Here is a 21,507-nt window from a genome sequence, read left to right as displayed (position 1 = left end):
AAATGTGTTCAGCGATAGATTAGCTGGCCTGCTTTTTCATCATACTGAGAATAAATAACAGTGCCGCACATAGCACCACCGACGGACCCGCCGGCGTATCGTAAAACGCGGAAAAGGTTAAACCGCCAGTTACTGCCACCATCCCCACCAAAACAGCGACACCAGCCATCTGTTCCGGCGTACGGGCAAAGCGACGCGCAGTAGCTGCAGGAATAATCAGCAGTGAAGTAATAATCAACGCGCCAACAAATTTCATCGCTACACCAATCGTCAATGCCGTCACCAGCATCAACAACAATTTCACGCGCTGTAATTTCACACCATCAACAAACGCCAGATCCGGGCTAATCGTCATCGACAGCAAATTGCGCCATTGCCAGAACAAAATAGCCACCACGATGACCACGCCAATCGCAATAGCGATGAGATCTTCTGGCGTCACTGCCAGCAAATCACCGAACAGGTAAGCCATCAAATCAACACGAATGTTAGACATCAGACTAACGACCACCAGGCCCAGCGACAGGGCACTGTGCGCCATAATCCCTAATAACGTGTCAATCGCCAGCTGTGGACGCTTCTCCAGCCATACCAGACCGCCCGCCAGGAGCAGCGTAACGGCAATTACCGCATAGAATGGATTCACGTCCAGCAACAAACCAAACGCGACGCCAAGTAATGAGGCATGAGCCAGCGTATCACCGAAATAAGACATACGACGCCAGACTACAAACGAACCCAGCGGACCCGCGGCACAGGCGAGCATGATCCCGGCTAACCAACCGGGAAATAATAATTCAATCATGAGCGATCATTTCCCCGACGCAAAACAATTCGTCCCTGTAAATCGTGACGATGATTATGATGATGGCGATAGATACCCAGTTGTTCAGCACCACGAGGACCAAACATAGAAATAAACTCCGGATGTAGGGAAACAACTTCCGGTGTGCCGGAACAACAAATGTGGTGATTCAGACACAGCACTTCATCGGTTTTTGCCATTACCAGATGCAGATCGTGAGAGACCATTAAAACGCCACAATCCAGTTCGCGACGCAGTTGGTCAATAAGGTCATATAACGCCACCTGGCCATTTACATCCACGCCTTGAGTGGGTTCATCCAGCACTAATAATTGCGGGCGATTTAACAATGCTCGCGCTAACAGTACACGCTGCGTTTCGCCACCAGAGAGCTTTTGCATCGGTGCGTTAATCAGGTGCCCGGCCTGGACACGTTTCAGTGCAGGCAAAATATCTTCTTTATGTGTACCAGGGCGTAAGCGTAAAAAACGGTTTACGGTCAGTGGCAACGTGGTGTCGAGATACAGCTTCTGCGGTACATAGCCGATGCGCAGTTTTCCGTTGCGCTTGATAACCCCTTCATCGGGTGTTACCAGCCCGAGCACTACCCGTACCAGTGTCGACTTACCTGCGCCATTTGGCCCAAGTAAAGTCAAAATTTTTCCAGGTTTAAGTTCCAGCGACACATCAGAGAGGACGCGGCGTTGGCCAAAAGAAACCGAGACATTTTCCAGGGAAACCAGACTTGTCATGTTAATTTTAGTCTTGCAGTAGTCATGAAATGTTATAATATCACACTTCTCATATTCATTACGATGATTGGTCGCATTATGTTACATAAAAAAACGCTTCTTTTCGCAGCATTATCCGCCGCTCTCTGGGGAGGTGCAACACAGGCCGCAGATGCCGCCGTTGTCGCTTCGCTTAAACCCGTTGGGTTCATCGCTTCTGCCATTGCTGATGGGGTAACAGAAACGGAGGTTTTACTTCCTGACGGCGCTTCAGAACATGATTATTCACTGCGTCCATCGGATGTAAAACGCTTACAGAACGCGGACTTAGTCGTTTGGGTTGGACCGGATATGGAAGCGTTTATGCAAAAACCGGTAAGCAAATTACCAGAAGCGAAGCAGGTAACGATTGCGCAGCTAGAAGATGTGAAACCGCTACTGATGAAAAGTATTCACGGCGATGATGATGATCACGACCACGCGGAAAAAAGTGACGAAGATCACCATCACGGCGATTTCAACATGCATCTTTGGCTTTCCCCAGAGATAGCGCGGGCTACAGCGGTTGCAATCCATGGAAAATTAGTGGAACTTATGCCGCAAAGTCGAGCCAAACTTGACGCCAACCTGAAGGATTTTGAGGCACAATTAGCTTCAACCGAAACGCAGGTTGGTAACGAGCTCGCGCCGCTCAAGGGGAAAGGTTATTTCGTTTTTCACGATGCTTACGGCTATTTCGAAAAACAGTTCGGACTGACACCGCTTGGTCATTTTACCGTTAACCCTGAGATTCAACCTGGCGCGCAGCGTTTACATGAAATAAGAACACAGTTGGTTGAGCAAAAAGCAACCTGCGTTTTTGCTGAGCCACAGTTCAGGCCAGCGGTCGTTGAGAGCGTCGCACGAGGGACATCCGTTCGTATGGGAACGTTGGATCCCCTGGGGACGAATATCAAACTGGGTAAAACAAGCTATTCAGAATTCCTGAGTCAATTAGCCAACCAGTATGCGAGCTGCCTGAAAGGAGATTAATGAGGAAGTGATTACGTGCAACAGATAGCCCGCTCTGTCGCCCTGGCGTTTAATAATTTACCGCGACCACACCGCGTTATGTTGGGGTCGCTCACCGTTCTTACTCTGGCCGTCGCTGTCTGGCGGCCCTATGTTTATCACCGCGATGCCACGCCAATTGTCAAAACCATTGAGCTGGAACAGAACGAAATTCGTTCGCTCTTACCTGAAGCCAGTGAGCCGATTGATCAAGCTGCACAAGAAGATGAAGCCATTCCCCAGGACGAACTGGATGACAAAATCGCCGGTGAAGCGGGCGTGCATGAATATGTTGTTTCCACTGGCGATACGCTAAGTAGCATTCTCAATCAGTATGGTATTGATATGGGTGATATCACCCAACTGGCTGCTGCCGACAAAGAATTGCGTAACCTGAAAATCGGTCAACAACTCTCCTGGACATTAACCGCGGACGGAGAACTGCAGCGCCTCACCTGGGAAGTGTCTCGTCGTGAAACCCGAACCTATGACCGTACTGCCGCTAACGGTTTTAAAATGACCAGCGAAATGCAGCAAGGAGAGTGGGTTAACAATCTGCTGAAAGGTACCGTCGGGGGGAGCTTTGTTGCCAGCGCCAGAAACGCCGGTTTAACCAGCGCCGAAGTGAGCGCAGTGATTAAAGCCATGCAGTGGCAAATGGATTTCCGCAAACTGAAAAAAGGCGATGAATTTGCGGTATTAATGTCTCGAGAAATGCTTGATGGTAAACGTGAGCAAAGCCAGCTGCTGGGCGTACGTTTGCGTTCAGAAGGTAAAGATTATTACGCTATCCGCGCTGAAGATGGCAAATTCTACGATCGTAACGGTACTGGTCTGGCGAAAGGATTCTTGCGATTCCCGACGGCGAAACAGTTCCGTATCTCGTCTAACTTTAACCCGCGTCGTACTAATCCGGTGACCGGTCGCGTTGCACCACACAGAGGTGTTGATTTCGCCATGCCGCAGGGTACGCCAGTGCTTTCAGTGGGTGACGGTGAAGTGGTGGTTGCCAAACGCAGTGGCGCAGCAGGTTATTATGTGGCTATTCGTCATGGTCGCAGCTACACCACGCGTTATATGCACTTGCGCAAGATTCTGGTGAAACCGGGACAGAAGGTGAAACGTGGCGACCGTATCGCGCTTTCCGGTAATACCGGACGTTCAACCGGGCCACATCTGCACTATGAAGTATGGATAAACCAGCAGGCCGTAAACCCGCTGACGGCAAAACTGCCGCGTACCGAAGGGCTGACCGGCTCCGATCGTCGCGAATTCCTGGCGCAGGCCAAAGAGATTGTGCCGCAGCTACGGTTTGATTAATTAACATCCATTCGCAGCCGGTACGCAGTCAGTACCGGCTTTTTTTATTTGGTGCGGGGCAAGTTGCGCCGCTACACTATCACCAGATTGATTTTTGCCTTATCCGAAACTGGAAAAGCATGGAAACGAAAAAAAATAATAGCGAATACATTCCTGAGTTTGATAAATCCTTTCGCCACCCGCGCTACTGGGGAGCATGGCTGGGCGTAGCAGCGATGGCGGGTATCGCTTTAACGCCGCCAAAGTTCCGTGATCCCATTCTGGCACGGCTGGGACGTTTTGCCGGACGACTGGGAAAAAGCTCACGCCGTCGTGCGTTAATCAATCTGTCGCTCTGCTTTCCAGAACGTAGTGAAGCTGAACGCGAAGCGATTGTTGATGAGATGTTTGCCACCGCGCCGCAAGCGATGGCAATGATGGCTGAGTTGGCAATACGCGGGCCGGAGAAAATTCAGCCGCGCGTTGACTGGCAAGGGCTGGAGATCATTGAAGAGATGCGGCGTAATAACGAGAAAGTTATCTTTCTGGTGCCGCACGGTTGGGCCGTCGATATTCCTGCCATGCTGATGGCCTCGCAAGGGCAGAAAATGGCAGCGATGTTCCATAATCAGGGCAACCCGGTTTTTGATTATGTCTGGAACACGGTGCGTCGTCGTTTTGGCGGTCGTCTGCATGCGAGAAATGATGGTATTAAACCATTCATCCAGTCGGTACGTCAGGGCTACTGGGGATATTATTTACCCGATCAGGATCATGGCCCTGAGCACAGCGAATTTGTTGATTTCTTTGCCACCTATAAAGCGACGTTGCCCGCGATTGGTCGTTTGATGAAAGTGTGCCGTGCGCGCGTTGTTCCGCTGTTTCCGATTTATGATGGCAAGACGCACCGTCTGACGATTCAGGTGCGCCCACCGATGGATGATCTGTTAGAGGCGGATGATCATACGATTGCGCGGCGGATGAATGAAGAAGTCGAGATTTTTGTTGGTCCGCGACCAGAACAATACACCTGGATACTAAAATTGCTGAAAACTCGCAAACCGGGCGAAATCCAGCCGTATAAGCGCAAAGATCTTTATCCCATCAAATAAAAAAGCCTCTCGCGAGGAGAGGCCTTCGCCTGATGATAAGTTCAAGTTTGCTTCAGAATATTCGAAATCTGTTGAACTATCATTGAACTGTAGGCCGGATGTGGCGTTTTCGCCGCATCCGGCAACGTACTTACTCTACCGTTAAAATACGCGTGGTATTAGTAGAACCCACGGTACTCATCACGTCGCCCTGGGTGACAATCACCAGGTCACCAGACATCAAGTAACCTTTATCGCGCAGCAGATTAACCGCTTCGCTGGCAGCTGCTACGCCGTCATTAGCGCTATCAAAGTGCACCGGCGTAACGCCACGATAGAGAGCAGTCAGGTTCAGCGTACGTTCATGGCGCGACATGGCGAAAATTGGTAGACCAGAGCTGATACGGGAGGTCATCAGCGCGGTACGACCCGATTCGGTCATGGTAATGATCGCCGTAACGCCTTTCAGGTGGTTAGCTGCGTACATTGCTGACATGGCAATAGCTTCTTCCACATTGTCGAACTGAACGTCCAGACGGTGTTTAGAAACGTTGATGCTCGGGATTTTTTCCGCACCCAGGCAAACGCGCGCCATGGCTGCAACAGTTTCTGACGGATACTGCCCAGCGGCAGTTTCTGCAGACAGCATCACAGCGTCAGTACCATCCAGAACGGCGTTTGCTACGTCCATGACTTCTGCACGCGTCGGCATCGGGTTAGTAATCATTGACTCCATCATCTGGGTCGCCGTGATTACCGCTCGGTTTAGCTGACGCGCACGACGGATTAACGCTTTCTGAATGCCGACCAGTTCCGGGTCGCCAATTTCCACACCGAGGTCGCCACGTGCAACCATTACCACGTCAGAGGCGAGGATGATGTCATCCATTGCATCCTGGCTGCAAACGGCTTCCGCACGTTCAACCTTGGCAACAATTTTCGCATCACATCCTGCATCGCGTGCCAGCCGACGGGCATAGTTCAGATCTTCGCCACAGCGTGGGAAGGAGACAGCCAGGTAATCTACGCCAATCAACGCCGCAGTCTTAATGTCTGCTTTGTCTTTTTCGGTCAGCGCTTCAGCCGACAAACCGCCGCCAAGTTTGTTGATACCTTTATTGTTGGAGAGGGGACCACCGACGGTGACTTCGGTGAACACTTTCATGCCCTGAACTTCCAGTACTTTTAACTGGACGCGACCATCGTCCAGCAGCAGGATGTCACCAGGCACGACGTCAGCAGGCAGGCCTTTGTAGTCGATACCGACTTTTTCTTTGTCGCCTTCACCTTTACCCAGGTTGGCGTCGAGCAGGAATTTATCCCCAATATTGAGGAAAACTTTGCCTTCTTTAAAGGTGGATACACGGATTTTGGGCCCCTGGAGGTCACCCAGAATAGCCACATGACGCCCCAGTTTTGCGGCAATCTCACGAACTTTATCCGCGCGCATTTTGTGATCTTCAGGCGAGCCGTGAGAAAAGTTCATACGTACAACGTTGGCACCCGCCGCGATAACTTTTTCAAGATTATTATCGCGATCTGTTGCTGGGCCTAACGTGGTAACGATTTTTGTTCTGCGAAGCCTTCTGGACATGTAATACTCCGTTGACTGAAACAACCAGGTGTTGCTTGAACATGAAATCCGAATGAAATAACGCCGCGATGGCGATAAATTAATCTCATTCGGATGTCGTATAAGATTAGGACAGTGACAGTCGTTTTTAGCGATCGTCACTTAAATTAAGTAACTGCTTATCAAAACGCGATTCCTTCAGCGCTTCCTTGACCCGCTTCAAGTTATCTCTGAATTTTGCACCGCGTCGCAAAGTAAATCCTGTCGCCAGCACATCTATCACGGTCAGCTGTGCAAGTCGAGAAACCATGGGCATATAAATGTCAGTATCTTCCGGTACGTCGAGGGTAATTGCCAGCGTTGCTTCCCGGGCGAGCGGGGTACCCGCAGAGGTGAGGGCAATCACCATTGCGTCGTTTTCGCGAGCCAGCTGCGCCAGCTCGACCAGATTTTTTGTTCTTCCAGTGTGAGAAATCAGCACCACCACGTCTCCGTCGCTACAATTCATACAACTCATGCGTTGCAGCACAATATCATCGGAGTACACCACCGGAACATTAAAACGAAAGAACTTATTCATCGCATCGTGGGCAACGGCGGCTGAAGAGCCTAATCCGAAAAAGGCGATTTTTTTTGCCTGAGTGAGCAAGTCGACGGCGCGGTTGATGGCAGATTTATCCAGTGAATGACGGACATGATCGAGCGTTGCCATTGCGGACTCAAATATTTTCCCTGTGTATGATTCAACGCTGTCATCTTCATTGACGTTGCGATTAACATAGGGAGTGCCATTCGCCAGACTCTGTGCCAGATGAAGTTTAAAATCAGGAAAACCGCGCGTGTCCATGCTGCGACAGAAACGATTCACCGTCGGTTCGCTAACATTGGCTTCCAGTGCCATAGCAGCAATACTCGAATGGATCGCGTTATCGGGCGAAGCCAGAATGACCTCGGCAACTTTGCGCTCTGATTTGCTCAAATGTTCCAGCTGAGACTGGATTTTTTCCAGCATATTCATGATGTAAAGAGACTCACGGGTAATGACGATTTCCGCACTGAAAGAAATCGAAATGCAGTTTTGTCAGATATTACGCCTGTGTGCCGTGTTAATGACAAAAGCAGATAAAAAAGTTGTTATTTTTTTTCATAACATGATCAGTGTCAGATTTTTACCGAATGGAAAACGATGATTTTTTTATCAGTTTTGCCGCACTTTGCGCGCTTTTCCCGTAATCGCACGGGTGGATAAGCGTTTACAGTTTTCGCAAGCTCGTAAAAGCAGTACAGTGCACCGTAAGAAAATTACAAGTATACCCTGGCTTAAGTACCGGGTTAGTTAACTTAAGGAGAATGACATGGCGGTAACGCAAACAGCCCAGGCCTGTGACCTGGTCATTTTCGGCGCGAAAGGCGACCTTGCGCGTCGTAAATTGCTGCCTTCCCTGTATCAACTGGAAAAAGCCGGTCAGCTCAACCCGGACACCCGGATTATCGGCGTAGGGCGTGCTGACTGGGATAAAGCGGCATATACCAAAGTTGTCCGCGAGGCGCTCGAAACTTTCATGAAAGAAACCATTGATGAAGGTTTATGGGACACCCTGAGTGCACGTCTGGATTTTTGTAATCTCGATGTCAATGACACTGCTGCATTCAACCGTCTCGGCGCGATGCTGGATCAAAAAAATCGTATCACCATTAACTACTTTGCCATGCCGCCCAGCACTTTTGGCGCAATTTGCAAAGGGCTTGGCGAGGCAAAACTGAATGCTAAACCGGCACGCGTAGTCATGGAGAAACCGCTGGGGACGTCGCTGGCGACCTCGCAGGAAATCAATGATCAGGTTGGCGAATACTTCGAGGAGTGCCAGGTTTACCGTATCGACCACTATCTTGGTAAAGAAACGGTGCTGAACCTGTTGGCGCTGCGTTTTGCTAACTCCCTGTTTGTGAATAACTGGGACAATCGCACCATTGATCATGTTGAGATTACCGTGGCAGAAGAAGTGGGGATCGAAGGGCGCTGGGGCTATTTTGATAAAGCCGGTCAGATGCGCGACATGATCCAGAACCACCTGCTGCAAATTCTTTGCATGATTGCGATGTCTCCGCCGTCTGACCTGAGCGCAGACAGCATCCGCGATGAAAAAGTGAAAGTACTGAAGTCTCTGCGCCGCATCGACCGCTCCAACGTACGCGAAAAAACCGTACGCGGGCAATATACTGCGGGCTTCGCCCAGGGCAAAAAAGTGCCGGGATATCTGGAAGAAGAGGGCGCGAACAAGAGCAGCAATACAGAAACCTTCGTGGCGATCCGCGTCGACATTGATAACTGGCGCTGGGCCGGTGTGCCATTCTACCTGCGTACTGGTAAACGTCTGCCGACCAAATGTTCTGAAGTCGTGGTCTATTTCAAAACACCTGAACTGAATCTGTTTAAAGAGTCGTGGCAGGATCTGCCGCAGAATAAACTGACTATCCGTCTGCAACCTGATGAAGGCGTGGATATCCAGGTACTGAATAAAGTTCCTGGCCTTGACCACAAACATAACCTGCAAATCACCAAGCTGGATCTGAGCTATTCAGAAACCTTTAATCAGACGCATCTGGCGGATGCCTATGAACGTTTGCTGCTGGAAACCATGCGTGGTATTCAGGCACTGTTTGTACGTCGCGACGAAGTGGAAGAAGCCTGGAAATGGGTAGACTCCATTACTGAGGCGTGGGCGATGGACAATGATGCGCCGAAACCGTATCAGGCCGGAACCTGGGGACCCGTTGCCTCGGTGGCGATGATTACCCGTGATGGTCGTTCCTGGAATGAGTTTGAGTAATATCTGCGCTTATCCTTTATGGTTATTTTACCGGTAACATGATCTTGCACAGATTGTAGAACAATTTTTACACTTTTAGGCCTCGTGCGGATTCACCCACGAGGCTTTTTTTATTACACTGACTGAAACGTTTTTGCCCTATGAGCTCCGGTTACAGGCGTTTCACTCATAAATCCTCTGAATGAAACGCATTGTGAATCATCCTGCTCTGACAACTCAATTTCAGGAGCCTTTATGAATCCACAATTGTTACGCGTAACAAATCGAATCATTGAACGTTCGCGCGAGACTCGCTCTGCTTATCTCGCCCGGATAGAACAAGCGAAAACGTCGACCGTTCATCGTTCGCAGTTGGCATGCGGTAACCTGGCACACGGTTTCGCTGCCTGCCAGCCAGAAGACAAAGCCTCTTTGAAAAGCATGTTGCGTAACAATATCGCCATCATCACCTCCTATAACGACATGCTCTCCGCGCACCAGCCTTATGAACACTATCCAGAAATCATTCGTAAAGCCCTGCATGAAGCGAATGCGGTTGGTCAGGTTGCGGGTGGTGTTCCGGCGATGTGTGATGGTGTCACCCAGGGGCAGGATGGAATGGAATTGTCGCTGCTAAGCCGCGAAGTGATAGCGATGTCTGCGGCGGTCGGGCTGTCCCATAACATGTTTGATGGTGCTCTGTTCCTCGGGGTGTGCGACAAGATTGTCCCGGGTCTGACGATGGCAGCCCTGTCGTTTGGTCATTTGCCTGCGGTGTTTGTGCCGTCTGGACCGATGGCAAGCGGTTTGCCAAATAAAGAAAAAGTGCGTATTCGCCAGCTTTATGCCGAAGGTAAAGTGGACCGCATGGCCTTACTGGAGTCAGAAGCCGCGTCTTACCATGCGCCGGGAACATGTACTTTCTACGGTACTGCCAACACCAACCAGATGGTGGTGGAGTTTATGGGGATGCAGTTGCCTGGCTCTTCTTTTGTTCATCCGGATTCTCCGCTGCGCGATGCTTTGACCGCTGCCGCTGCGCGTCAGGTTACACGCATGACCGGTAATGGTAATGAATGGATGCCGATCGGTAAGATGATCGATGAGAAAGTGGTGGTGAACGGTATCGTTGCACTGCTGGCGACCGGTGGTTCCACTAACCACACCATGCACCTGGTGGCGATGGCGCGCGCGGCCGGTATTCAGATTAACTGGGATGACTTCTCTGACCTTTCTGATGTTGTACCGCTGATGGCACGTCTCTACCCGAACGGTCCGGCCGATATTAACCACTTCCAGGCGGCAGGTGGCGTACCGGTTCTGGTGCGTGAACTGCTCAAAGCAGGCCTGCTGCATGAAGATGTCAATACGGTGGCAGGCTTTGGTCTGTCTCGTTATACCCTTGAACCATGGCTGAATAATGGTGAACTGGACTGGCGGGAAGGGGCGGAAAAATCACTCGACAGCAATGTGATCGCTTCCTTCGAACAACCTTTCTCTCATCATGGTGGGACAAAAGTGTTAAGCGGTAACCTGGGCCGTGCGGTTATGAAAACCTCTGCCGTGCCGGTTGAGAACCAGGTGATTGAAGCGCCAGCGGTTGTTTTTGAAAGCCAGCATGACGTTATGCCGGCCTTTGAAGCGGGTTTGCTGGACCGCGATTGTGTCGTTGTTGTCCGTCATCAGGGGCCAAAAGCGAACGGAATGCCAGAATTACATAAACTCATGCCGCCACTTGGTGTATTATTGGACCGGTGTTTCAAAATTGCGTTAGTTACCGATGGACGACTCTCCGGCGCTTCAGGTAAAGTGCCGTCAGCTATCCACGTAACACCAGAAGCCTACGATGGCGGGCTGCTGGCAAAAGTGCGCGACGGGGACATCATTCGTGTGAATGGACAGACAGGCGAACTGACGCTGCTGGTAGACGAAGCGGAACTGGCTGCTCGCGAACCGCACATTCCTGACCTGAGCGCGTCACGCGTGGGAACAGGACGTGAATTATTCAGCGCCTTGCGTGAAAAACTGTCCGGTGCCGAACAGGGCGCAACCTGTATCACTTTTTAAGACGACAAATTTGTAATCAGGCGAGAGAAAACTCTGATGAAAAACTGGAAAACAAGTGCAGAATCAATCCTCACCACCGGCCCGGTTGTACCGGTTATCGTGGTAAAAAAACTGGAACACGCGGTGCCGATGGCAAAAGCGTTGGTTGCTGGTGGGGTGCGCGTTCTGGAAGTGACTCTGCGTACCGAGTGTGCAGTTGACGCTATCCGTGCTATCGCCAAAGAAGTGCCTGAAGCGATTGTGGGTGCCGGTACGGTGCTGAATCCACAGCAGCTGGCAGAAGTCACTGAAGCGGGTGCACAGTTCGCAATTAGCCCGGGTCTGACCGAGCCGCTGCTGAAAGCTGCTACCGAAGGGACTATTCCTCTGATTCCGGGGATCAGCACTGTTTCCGAACTGATGCTGGGTATGGACTACGGTTTGAAAGAGTTCAAATTTTTCCCGGCTGAAGCTAACGGCGGCGTGAAAGCCCTGCAGGCGATCGCGGGTCCGTTCTCCCAGGTCCGTTTCTGCCCGACGGGTGGTATTTCTCCGGCTAACTACCGTGACTACCTGGCGCTGAAAAGCGTGCTGTGCATCGGTGGTTCCTGGCTGGTTCCGGCAGATGCGCTGGAAGCGGGCGATTACGACCGCATTACTAAGCTGGCGCGTGAAGCTGTAGAAGGCGCTAAGCTGTAAAAGTCAAAATGCCCGATCGAGGATCGGGCATTTTTGTAGCGTTTTTTTGCCGGGTTTAACCCTGTACTTTTACCTGTCCGGCGGCGTGCTTCGCGCGTTCAATGGCGTCAACAACACTCTCTGCAGTAGCCAGTGCCACCCCCAGACGACGGCTGCCATCAATTTCCGGCTTACCAAATAAACGAATCTGCAAATCTGCGCCTACGGCATTCTGCACATTATCAAACGTGACATTCTGACTGGTCAGTTGTGGCAGAATAACGGCAGAAGCTGCAGGACCATACTGACGGATCCCGCCAACCGGAAGTCCGAGGAAGGCACGTACATGCAGGGCAAACTCTGAGAGATCTTGAGAAATTAACGTCACCATCCCGGTATCATGTGGACGAGGGGAGACCTCACTGAAAATCACCTCATCACCACAGACAAACAGCTCGACACCAAACAGACCATAACCGCCCAGTGCCAGCACCACTTTACGGGCAATCTCCTGCGCACGTTCAAGGGCAAGCGGGCTCATTTGCTGTGGTTGCCAGGATTCACGGTAGTCGCCATCTTCCTGGCGATGACCTACTGGTGCACAGAAATGGACGCCATCCACCGCGCTGACGGTTAGCAGGGTAATTTCGAAGTCAAACTTAACGACGCCTTCAACAATTACGCGGCCCGCTCCAGCGCGACCGCCTTGCTGAGCGTATTCCCATGCCTGAGCAAGTTGCTCTGGAGAACGAATAAACGTCTGCCCCTTGCCGGAAGAGCTCATCACCGGTTTTACAATGCAGGGATAGCCAATGGCGGCAACCGCCTCGCGGAAAAGGCTTTCGCTATCGGCAAAACGATAAGTGGAAGTGGGCAGCTGCAGCTCTTCTGCCGCCAGGCGACGGATACCCTCGCGATTCATCGTTAATTTCGTTGCGCGAGCGCAGGGGACAACATTCAGTCCTTCCTCTTCAAGTTGGATCAGCATATCGGTGGCAATAGCTTCGATCTCCGGCACGATATAATGTGGTTTTTCCAGTTCAACCACACGGCGTAATGCATCACCATCAAGCATATTAATGACATGGGAGCGATGCGCGACATGCATGGCTGGTGCGTCGGCATAGCGATCGACGGCAATCACCTCTACGCCGAGACGCTGACACTCGATTGCCACTTCTTTACCCAGTTCACCGGAGCCTAATAACATCACGCGAGTTGCTGCCGGACGCAGCGCAGTGCCTAATAACGTCATAACGAATATCCCCTGATTAATTCCGCGCGCAGTATAAACGAAAACGTTTGCGTGTGTCTTTATTGCTGGTGTTGATTTCTCAACCGAAAAGAAATATACTGTATAAAATCACAGTTATTATGAGAGGCTGCAAATGGCGGTTGAAGTTAAATACGTAGTCATTCGTGAGGGCGAAGAGAAAATGTCGTTTACCAGCAAAAAGGAAGCAGATGCTTATGACAAAATGCTTGATACGGCGGATCTGCTTGACACCTGGCTGACAAATTCTCCAGTGCAAATGGAAGACGAGCAACGTGAAGCCCTTTCGCTATGGCTGGCAGAACAAAAAGATGTGCTGAGCACCATTCTGAAAACCGGCAAATTACCGTCCCCACAGGTCGTCGGTGCTGAATCCGAAGAGGAAGATGCCTCACACGCGGCCTGAAGCAACTTGCGCTCCTGACAATTTGTACCATGCTTTCTCCTGAATCATTGTGCTATGGAGAAAAACATGAAAAAAAGAGGGGCGTTTTTAGGGCTGTTGTTGGTTTCTGCCTGCGCATCAGTTTTCGCTGCCAATAATGAAACCAGCAAGTCGGTCACTTTCCCAAAGTGTGAAGGTCTGGATGCTGCCGGAATTGCCGCGAGCGTAAAACGTGATTATCAACAAAATCGCGTGGCGCGCTGGGCAGATGATCAAAAAATTGTCGGTCAGGCCGATCCCGTGGTATGGGTCAGTTTGCAGGACATTCAGGGTAAAGATGATAAATGGTCAGTACCGCTAACCGTACGTGGTAAAAGTGCCGATATTCATTACCAGGTCAGCGTGGACTGCAAAGCGGGAATGGCGGAATATCAGCGGCGTTAATGGCTTCTGATAATTCGATTGACCGTTGGCGGATGCGGCGCGAGTGCCTTGTCCGCCCACAACACACCACAATCGTAGGCCTGAGAAGACGCAACAGCGTAGCATCGGGCAATCAGCATCATACAGTGCCACTCAAAACGTCAAACTACTTTCACCTAAAATACCCTTATCACCTGATATACAGTAAACACCTTACCTGGCGCGAATTTCTTTGAATAACGGCCAACCGCCCCGCTTATTTGCGCATCTTTTGTCTCGATATACATTTTCTGACATCCTCATCCGCTATGCTACAGGCACTAAAAATGGTTATTGAGGAGCAAATATGGCTAACTGGTTAAATCAACTGCAATCCCTGCTTGGGCAAAGCAGTTCTTCTACCTCCTCGTCTGCGGATCAGGGATTGGGCAAACTGTTAGTGCCAGGCGCATTAGGCGGACTGGCTGGGCTGCTGGTCGCAAATAAATCAGCACGTAAACTTCTTACGAAATATGGCACCAACGCGTTACTGGTTGGCGGCGGAGCGGTAGCGGGTACGGTGCTGTGGAATAAATACAAAGATAAAATTCGCGCGGCGCATCAGGACGAACCGCAGTTTGGCGCGCAAAGTACGCCGCTCGATGAGCGTACGGAACGTTTGATCCTTGCGCTGGTCTTTGCCGCTAAAAGTGATGGTCATATTGATGCCAAAGAACGTGCGGCAATCGACCAGCAATTGCGTGAAGCCGGCGTGGAAGAGCAGGGGCGGGTACTCATTGAGCAGGCAATCGAACAACCGCTGGATCCACAACGCCTGGCTACCGGGGTCCGCAATGAAGAAGAGGCGCTGGAAATCTATTTCCTGAGCTGCGCGGCTATTGATATTGACCATTTTATGGAACGCAGTTACCTGAATGCACTGGGTGACGCGCTGAAAATCCCCCAGGATGTTCGTGAAGGCATTGAACGCGATCTCGAACAGCAAAAACGCACTTTGGCGGAATAATCCCGCTCTCTGGATAGCCTGAAGTTGACTATTTCGGGCTATCCAGAACCGCACAGCCATTTGAACAGGCTGATTTTCTCTGTCTGCATAACATTCGATATTCGCGCCATTACCTGTCATCATCTAAGCAATGACTGCCCTGTTTCGCTTGCATCCCCGGTGAGTTTTGCCACCCTTATAAGATGTTTCAACCAGAAAGAACAATAACATGCTACCAAAAGCCGCCCGCATTCCCCACGCCATGACGCTTCATGGCGATACGCGCATCGATAATTACTACTGGCTGCGGGACGATACGCGTTCTCAGCCGGAAGTCCTGGACTACCTGCAACAAGAAAATAGTTACGGTCATCGGGTGATGGCCTCACAACAAGCCTTGCAGGATCGCATCTTAAAGGAAATCATCGACCGCATTCCGCAAAGAGAAGTTTCTGCGCCCTACATCAAAAATGGCTACCGCTATCGGCATATTTATGAACCAGGCTGTGAATATGCTATCTACCAGCGTCAATCGGCGTTCAGTGAAGAGTGGGACGAGTGGGAAATATTGCTCGATGCCAACAAGCGCGCGGCTCATAGTGAGTTTTATTCGATGGGCGGAATGGCGATTACGCCCGATAACACCATTATGGCGCTGGCAGAAGATTTTCTTTCCCGACGCCAGTACGGCATTCGTTTTCGTAATCTGGAAACAGGTAACTGGTACCCGGAACTGCTGGATAACGTTGAACCCAGCTTTGTCTGGGCAAATGACTCCTGGACTTTCTACTATGTTCGCAAGCATCCGGTGACGCTGCTGCCTTATCAGGTCTGGCGTCACGCCATCGGTACGCCAGCATCGCAAGATAAACTGATTTACGAAGAAAAAGACGATACCTATTACGTCAGCCTGCATAAAACGACCTCGAAGCACTATGTAGTCATTCATTTGGCCAGCGCCACCACCAGTGAAGTTCGCCTGCTGGACGCGGAAATGGCCGATGCCGAGCCGTTTGTTTTTCTGCCGCGCCGCAAAGATCACGAATACAGCCTTGATCACTACCAGCATCGTTTTTATCTGCGTTCCAACCGCAACGGCAAAAACTTTGGCTTATACCGTACCCGTATGCGTGATGAGCAACAGTGGGAAGAGTTAATTCCGCCACGCGAAAACATCATGCTGGAAGGGTTTACGCTGTTTACCGACTGGCTGGTGGTTGAAGAGCGTCAGCGCGGGTTAACCAGTTTGCGCCAAATTAACCGCAAGACCCGGGAAGTCATTGGTATTGCCTTTGATGATCCGGCCTATGTGACCTGGATTGCCTACAATCCAGAACCTGAAACCGCGCGATTGCGTTATGGTTATTCTTCCATGACCACACCAGACACTTTGTTTGAACTGGATATGGATACCGGTGAGCGTCGTGTATTAAAACAAACGGAAGTTCCTGGTTTTGATGCGGCGAATTACCGCAGTGAACACCTGTGGATAGTCGCCCGTGATGGCGTCGAAGTTCCGGTTTCGTTGGTCTACCATCGCAAACATTTTCGCAAAGGGCACAACCCGTTGCTGGTGTATGGCTATGGTTCTTACGGCGCAAGTATTGATGCCGATTTCAGTTTTAGCCGCTTGAGTTTGTTAGATCGTGGTTTTGTCTACGCCATTGTCCATGTTCGCGGCGGCGGTGAGCTGGGGCAACAATGGTACGAAGACGGTAAATTTCTGAAGAAGAAAAATACGTTTAATGATTATCTTGATGCCTGCGATGCATTGTTAAAACTGGGCTATGGCTCTCCTTCGCTTTGTTATGCGATGGGCGGGAGTGCGGGGGGCATGTTGATGGGCGTTGCAATTAATCAACGCCCGGAATTATTCCACGGCGTTATCGCCCAGGTACCGTTTGTTGATGTTGTAACAACGATGCTTGATGAATCAATTCCTCTTACCACTGGTGAGTTTGAAGAGTGGGGGAATCCGCAGGATCCGCAATATTACGAGTATATGAAAAGCTACAGCCCATATGACAACGTCACCGCACAGGCTTATCCGCATTTACTGGTAACGACCGGTTTGCACGATTCTCAGGTGCAATATTGGGAACCGGCAAAATGGGTCGCTAAATTGCGCGAGCTGAAAACCGATAACCATCTTTTATTGCTCTGTACCGACATGGACTCAGGCCATGGCGGTAAATCTGGCCGCTTTAAATCGTACGAAGGCGTAGCGATGGAATATGCTTTTCTGGTCGCGCTGGCGCAGGGAACATTACCCGCTACGCCTGCGGATTAGGTATTTTCCAGATAATGTTTCAGTGTTAAACGCAGCTCCGGGCTCATGCTGTCCAGGTTATTAAATAACCAGCGCAGATAGCCCGGATCGCGTTCGGCAACGTCGGAAACCGCTTTGCCACGGTATTTGCCAAAGGTGAAGGTCGTCATCAACGACGGACGTCCGGTGATATCGGCCATCTGTTCTGCCGTCCAGCCGGAGGTGTTCATAATATCGATAAGCAACGCGGCGGTGATATAACAGTCATACAACGCGCGGTGATGATGCAGGCCCGGCGGCGTCTGTACATTGAGCTTCCGTGTTTTATATAACGCCATATTGCTGTACTTGATCCCTGGCCACAAACGACGGGCCAGTTTCATAGTGCAAATCCACTCACCGGGCATCTCAGGCAGTACGCGGCGGTCAAAGCTGGCGTTATGCGCGACATACCATTCACTACCGTAATAGTGTGGGATCACATCTTCAATCCACGGTTTATCGGCGACCATGGCTTCGGTGATGCGATGAATCGCCATCGCTTGTGGACTAATAGGACGATCGGGGCGCACCAGGTGGCTCATGGGGTTGACGATTTTTCCGTCAATGACATCAACAGAGGCAATCTCAACGATCCCTCCCTGCAAACCGCAGGTTTCTGTATCGATAATGCGCAACATGGCATGCTCCAGGCCGAAAAAGCCTAGCGTAATGGAATGATATCGCCTTGCCAACCCTGTGATGAACGCTGACCGACTAACAATAATGAACCACGATCGGCGCGAACGATGAGACGACCATGTTCATCCCATAGTGCACTGTTACCACGGGCATTTGCCATCAGCACGGCAATGGAGTACTGATGTGAAAAAAATTGTAAGCGGCGGGTAGATGCCAGTAGGTCGGGTTCCCCCAGACATTGCCCTGTCGTAAACAGTGAACAGGTCGGGTCCATATCCATACCTTGCGGTTGTTCATCGACCACCGTGATGGTTCTGGAACGACGGCCCAGACATGCACCATGACTCTGATGGTAGATCCCAGGCGTTTTTCGCCACGGTGCGAACACCGCAATTCCACGAATAAAGCGATCGTTATATTCAACGGGAAGGCCGGCAATGATGGTCATTCGCCAGGTCGTTGCGGCATAACAAAGCGGGTCTAACAGTGAGAGATCGGGTGGGGCAGGAAGGGCACGTCGCGAATAATCACACCCCAGTAAAGAAAGCGATGGAAAAACTAACAGCTGACATTGTTGCCTGGCGGCGGCCCTCACAAACTCCAGATGATGAGCTACCTGTTCGGTGAGTGAGGTTTTACGAGGCTCATATTGCGCTGCTGCAACTTTCCAGAACGACATAATGACTTCCTTTTCAAAATGACTGCAAATTATGGGTGCGGTTTAGAAAATACTCATAATTTAGCAGGCGTTATGTAAGAAAGTGTAACTCTGTATAAGTTTTATTTAAGTTTGGGCTCGTAAGGTAAACGTGACAGATTGACCGAAGCCAAACGGTGGGCAATAAGCCGCTCGCGAAACCAGCTGCGCAAATGTTCAGGCTGTTCACGTTCAACCGCTTCAGCGATCACCGGCATATTGTAGCGTTCTTTAAATGCCACCCCGGCCGCCGCCAAATCGACATTCACTTTATCCATTTCTGTTTGATCCAGTTTAGCCAGATTCTTCAGCATTCTTAATCTCCTCATCATTCGCGGGCAAAAGTTACTAAGAGTGAGCCTGGATGGCAAGCCGGAATTGATGATCCTCGACTCAGACATTAGACAAGGTTATGCTCTGTAAAAAAGTTATTACAAAAAGGAATAGATAATATGGCTTCTACTGCACGCTCCCTTCGCTACGCGCTGGCAATCCTGACCACTTCGTTGGTGACACCTTCCGTCTGGGCACATGCGCATTTAATGCATCAGTATCCTGCGGCAAACGCGCAAGTGACAGCATCTCCGCAGGCAATCACTTTAAACTTCTCGGAAGGCGTTGAAACAGGATTCAGTGGTGCAAAAATCACGGGGCCAAAAAACGAAAATATTAAAACATTACCGGCGAAGCGAAATGAGCAGGACCCAGAGCAACTAATTGTTCCACTGGCCGATTCGCTGAAACCCGGAACCTACACCGTTGACTGGCATGTTGTTTCGGTGGACGGGCATAAAACGAAAGGACACTACACCTTTAGCGTGAAATAAATCATGCTGGCGTTTACCTGGATCGCGCTGCGATTTATCCATTTCACCTCGCTGATGCTGGTTTTTGGCTTCGCAATGTACGGTGCCTGGCTGGCCCCCTTAACGATTCGTCGCTTGCTGGCGAAGCGTTTTCTGCGTTTACAACAGCACGCTGCCGTCTGGAGTTTGATCAGTGCCACTGCAATGCTCGCCGTTCAGGGCGGGTTGATGGGAACGGGATGGACAGATGTATTTTCGCCAAACATTTGGCAGGCTGTTTTGCAAACGCAGTTTGGTGGCGTCTGGTTATGGCAAATTGTTCTCGCCCTCGTAACGTTGATCGTCGCCCTTATGCAACCGCGGAATATGCCACGTTTGCTGTTTATGCTCACTACCGCGCAATTTATTCTGCTGGCGGGAGTGGGGCATGCGACGCTGAATGAAGGGGTAACGGCGAAAATCCATCAGACTAATCACGCGATTCACCTGATTTGTGCGGCGGCGTGGTTTGGGGGATTACTGCCGGTGCTCTGGTGTATGCAACTCATCAAAGGCCGTTGGCGACACCAGGCTATTCAGGCGCTGATGCGTTTTTCCTGGTGCGGGCATTTTGCGGTGATCGGCGTACTGGCAAGCGGCGTGCTTAATGCATTGTTGATTACCGGATTTCCCCCCACGCTTACGACTTACTGGGGCCAACTCTTATTGCTCAAAGCCATCCTGGTGATGATTATGGTGGTCATTGCGCTGGCTAATCGTTATGTTCTTGTACCGCGCATGAGGCAGGATGAAGATCGTGCGGCACCCTGGTTTGTGTGGATGACTAAACTCGAATGGGCGATAGGTGCGGTAGTGCTGGTGATCATCAGCCTGCTTGCGACTCTCGAACCTTTTTGATGGATTACGAAAATGATGAAAAAAAGTATTCTGGCGTTTCTGTTACTCACCAGTTCTGCAGCGGCGCTGGCTGCACCGCAGGTGATTACCGTCAGCCGTTTTGAAGTGGGTAAAGACAAATGGGCGTTTAATCGCGAAGAGGTGATGCTGACTTGCAGACCGGGTAATGCTTTGTATGTCATTAACCCAAGTACCCTCGTGCAGTATCCTTTAAACGATATCGCACAGAAGGAAGTTGCCAGTGGGAAGACTAAAGCCCAACCCATTTCGGTGATTCAGATTGATGATCCCAACAATCCCGGCGAAAAAATGAGTCTGGCACCGTTTATAGAACGGGCTGAAAAACTCTGTTAATTACCTAAAATAGCCTTTTGATTTCCAATAAAAAAACCGCCTCAGTTCTTTCACCAGAACGGGCGGTTTTTAACATTTAAGCTGATGACCACCGCGCTTTTTATTGACCATTTTGCACGCAAACTGGAAAACCTGGCGTCGTCATCTATTCTTAAAGGGCAAGGCAACTAAGCCTGCATTAATGCCAACTTTTAGCGCACGGCTCTCTCCCAAGAGCCATTTCCCTGGACCGAATACAGGAATCGTGTTCGGTCTCTTTTTATCTGTTAAAAGCCAGAAGCATTTCCTTCGCTGACTTTATAGTCAACCATAACACACACTCTACTGTCTGAGTCCAGCGTTTTTTAACATTCTTGTTAAGATTATGTGATCTTTAGCGCGGGAGGAAAATATTGATGAAACAGCCTGCGCCCGTTTATCAGAGAATTGCGGGTCATCAATGGCGACATATCTGGCTTTCTGGCGATATACACGGTTGTCTTGAGCAGTTGCGCCGCAAATTATGGCATTGTCGTTTTGATCCGTGGCGAGATTTACTTATCTCGGTAATGACTCCAACTTATTGATAGTGTTTTATGTTCAGATAATGCCCGATGACTTTGTCATGCAGCTCCACCGATTTTGAGAACGACAGCGACTTCCGTCCCAGCCGTG

General features: G+C 50.4%; 22 protein-coding genes and 1 pseudogene. 14 read left to right on the top strand and 9 right to left on the bottom strand.

All coding sequences use genetic code 11. The annotated features are described in order from the left end of the window. Positions 1-19 precede the first annotated feature (19 nt). Both znuB and znuC read right to left on the bottom strand, forming a co-directional pair. Complete coding sequence (znuB, locus tag ACJHW7_RS20285) at positions 20-805, bottom strand: zinc ABC transporter permease subunit ZnuB (RefSeq protein WP_000571465.1); 786 nt, start codon at positions 803-805, stop codon at positions 20-22. Continuing rightward, on the bottom strand, positions 802-1,557 hold the full coding sequence (gene znuC / locus ACJHW7_RS20280) for a zinc ABC transporter ATP-binding protein ZnuC (protein WP_000202996.1): 756 nt from the start codon (positions 1,555-1,557) through the stop codon (positions 802-804). The genes znuB and znuC overlap by 4 nt, the downstream gene beginning before the upstream one ends. 78 nt (positions 1,558-1,635) lie before the next feature. On the opposite strand from znuC, the gene znuA reads away from it, so the two are divergent. From znuA to lpxM, 3 genes are all read left to right on the top strand, one after another. Continuing rightward, positions 1,636-2,568, top strand: a complete 933-nt coding sequence (gene znuA / locus ACJHW7_RS20275) for a zinc ABC transporter substrate-binding protein ZnuA (RefSeq protein WP_040235277.1) — start codon at positions 1,636-1,638, stop codon at positions 2,566-2,568. Positions 2,569-2,583: 15 nt separating this feature from the next. After that, positions 2,584-3,906, top strand: a complete 1,323-nt coding sequence (gene mepM, locus ACJHW7_RS20270; RefSeq protein WP_001184045.1) for a murein DD-endopeptidase MepM — start codon at positions 2,584-2,586, stop codon at positions 3,904-3,906. Between the two features lie 119 nt (positions 3,907-4,025). Continuing rightward, positions 4,026-4,997, top strand: a complete 972-nt coding sequence (gene lpxM, locus ACJHW7_RS20265; RefSeq protein ID WP_000448381.1) for a lauroyl-Kdo(2)-lipid IV(A) myristoyltransferase — start codon at positions 4,026-4,028, stop codon at positions 4,995-4,997. 130 nt (positions 4,998-5,127) lie between these two features. Here lpxM and pyk read toward each other — a convergent pair whose 3' ends face one another. Beyond that, positions 5,128-6,570, bottom strand: a complete 1,443-nt coding sequence (gene pyk, locus ACJHW7_RS20260; protein WP_000091148.1) for a pyruvate kinase — start codon at positions 6,568-6,570, stop codon at positions 5,128-5,130. 127 nt (positions 6,571-6,697) lie between these two features. Then, positions 6,698-7,567 carry a DNA-binding transcriptional regulator HexR gene (gene hexR, locus ACJHW7_RS20255; protein ID WP_001056706.1) on the bottom strand — a complete coding sequence of 290 codons (870 nt, stop codon included), beginning with the start codon at positions 7,565-7,567 and terminating at the stop codon, positions 6,698-6,700. A gap of 337 nt (positions 7,568-7,904) precedes the next feature. On the opposite strand from hexR, the gene zwf reads away from it, so the two are divergent. The 3 genes from zwf to kdgA all read left to right on the top strand — a co-directional run bounded on the left by zwf (position 7,905) and on the right by kdgA (position 12,104). Continuing rightward, positions 7,905-9,380, top strand: a complete 1,476-nt coding sequence (gene zwf, locus ACJHW7_RS20250) for a glucose-6-phosphate dehydrogenase (protein WP_000301720.1) — start codon at positions 7,905-7,907, stop codon at positions 9,378-9,380. Positions 9,381-9,614: 234 nt separating this feature from the next. Then, positions 9,615-11,426, top strand: a complete 1,812-nt coding sequence (edd, locus tag ACJHW7_RS20245; protein ID WP_001069467.1) for a phosphogluconate dehydratase — start codon at positions 9,615-9,617, stop codon at positions 11,424-11,426. A 36-nt stretch (positions 11,427-11,462) separates the two neighbouring features. Next, a complete protein-coding gene (gene kdgA, locus ACJHW7_RS20240; RefSeq protein ID WP_000800512.1) occupies positions 11,463-12,104 on the top strand; it encodes a bifunctional 4-hydroxy-2-oxoglutarate aldolase/2-dehydro-3-deoxy-phosphogluconate aldolase in 642 nt (213 codons plus the stop codon). Between the two features lie 55 nt (positions 12,105-12,159). Here the strand turns inward: kdgA and purT are convergent, their stop codons facing one another. Beyond that, complete coding sequence (gene purT, locus ACJHW7_RS20235; protein ID WP_000173480.1) at positions 12,160-13,338, bottom strand: formate-dependent phosphoribosylglycinamide formyltransferase; 1,179 nt, start codon at positions 13,336-13,338, stop codon at positions 12,160-12,162. Positions 13,339-13,471: 133 nt separating this feature from the next. Here purT and yebG point away from each other — a divergent pair, with 133 nt between their 5' ends. The 4 genes from yebG to ptrB all read left to right on the top strand — a co-directional run bounded on the left by yebG (position 13,472) and on the right by ptrB (position 17,439). Next, the gene (yebG, locus tag ACJHW7_RS20230) at positions 13,472-13,762 is read left to right on the top strand and encodes a DNA damage-inducible protein YebG (protein ID WP_000257738.1); all 291 of its coding nucleotides are present in this window, start codon (positions 13,472-13,474) and stop codon (positions 13,760-13,762) included. A 66-nt stretch (positions 13,763-13,828) separates the two neighbouring features. Continuing rightward, entirely contained in the window at positions 13,829-14,185 is a 357-nt protein-coding gene (gene yebF / locus ACJHW7_RS20225) for a protein YebF (RefSeq protein WP_021556897.1), read from the top strand. Positions 14,186-14,510: 325 nt separating this feature from the next. Then, entirely contained in the window at positions 14,511-15,170 is a 660-nt protein-coding gene (locus ACJHW7_RS20220; protein ID WP_000024746.1) for a tellurite resistance TerB family protein, read from the top strand. A 208-nt stretch (positions 15,171-15,378) separates the two neighbouring features. Continuing rightward, the gene (gene ptrB, locus ACJHW7_RS20215; RefSeq protein WP_001548640.1) at positions 15,379-17,439 is read left to right on the top strand and encodes an oligopeptidase B; all 2,061 of its coding nucleotides are present in this window, start codon (positions 15,379-15,381) and stop codon (positions 17,437-17,439) included. Here the strand turns inward: ptrB and exoX are convergent. The 3 genes from exoX to holE form a co-directional block, all read right to left on the bottom strand. Continuing rightward, the gene (gene exoX / locus ACJHW7_RS20210) at positions 17,436-18,098 is read right to left on the bottom strand and encodes an exodeoxyribonuclease X (RefSeq protein WP_000944256.1); all 663 of its coding nucleotides are present in this window, start codon (positions 18,096-18,098) and stop codon (positions 17,436-17,438) included. The two genes, ptrB and exoX, sit on opposite strands and share 4 nt — an antisense overlap. Before the next feature lie 23 nt (positions 18,099-18,121). Further along, positions 18,122-18,778 carry a carbon-nitrogen hydrolase family protein YobB gene (gene yobB / locus ACJHW7_RS20205; protein ID WP_000011660.1) on the bottom strand — a complete coding sequence of 219 codons (657 nt, stop codon included), beginning with the start codon at positions 18,776-18,778 and terminating at the stop codon, positions 18,122-18,124. Positions 18,779-18,879: 101 nt separating this feature from the next. Then, positions 18,880-19,110: a DNA polymerase III subunit theta gene (gene holE, locus ACJHW7_RS20200; RefSeq protein ID WP_000916763.1), complete on the bottom strand. Its 231-nt coding sequence runs from the start codon at positions 19,108-19,110 to the stop codon at positions 18,880-18,882. A 138-nt stretch (positions 19,111-19,248) separates the two neighbouring features. Here holE and yobA point away from each other — a divergent pair, with 138 nt between their 5' ends. From yobA to ACJHW7_RS20180, 4 genes and pseudogenes are all read left to right on the top strand, one after another. Beyond that, a complete protein-coding gene (yobA, locus tag ACJHW7_RS20195) occupies positions 19,249-19,623 on the top strand; it encodes a CopC domain-containing protein YobA (protein WP_021556896.1) in 375 nt (124 codons plus the stop codon). A 3-nt stretch (positions 19,624-19,626) separates the two neighbouring features. Beyond that, complete coding sequence (gene copD, locus ACJHW7_RS20190; protein WP_000879298.1) at positions 19,627-20,499, top strand: copper homeostasis membrane protein CopD; 873 nt, start codon at positions 19,627-19,629, stop codon at positions 20,497-20,499. 12 nt (positions 20,500-20,511) lie between these two features. Further along, positions 20,512-20,853, top strand: a complete 342-nt coding sequence (locus ACJHW7_RS20185) for a YebY family protein (RefSeq protein ID WP_000976472.1) — start codon at positions 20,512-20,514, stop codon at positions 20,851-20,853. Positions 20,854-21,248: 395 nt separating this feature from the next. Continuing rightward, a pseudogene (locus ACJHW7_RS20180) lies at positions 21,249-21,401 on the top strand (serine/threonine-protein phosphatase); the annotation flags it as partial. Positions 21,402-21,412: 11 nt separating this feature from the next. Here the strand turns inward: ACJHW7_RS20180 and ACJHW7_RS20175 are convergent. Beyond that, on the bottom strand, positions 21,413-21,507 hold a 95-nt coding region (locus ACJHW7_RS20175; RefSeq protein ID WP_000306640.1), incomplete at its 5' end, for an IS1 family transposase.

The sequence above is a fragment of the Escherichia sp. WS1152 genome, assembly GCF_046487665.1.
Lineage (GTDB): Bacteria > Pseudomonadota > Gammaproteobacteria > Enterobacterales > Enterobacteriaceae > Escherichia > Escherichia coli.
The sequence above is the reverse complement of the archived record's forward strand: the minus strand, read 5'-3'. Positions and strand labels throughout refer to the sequence as shown.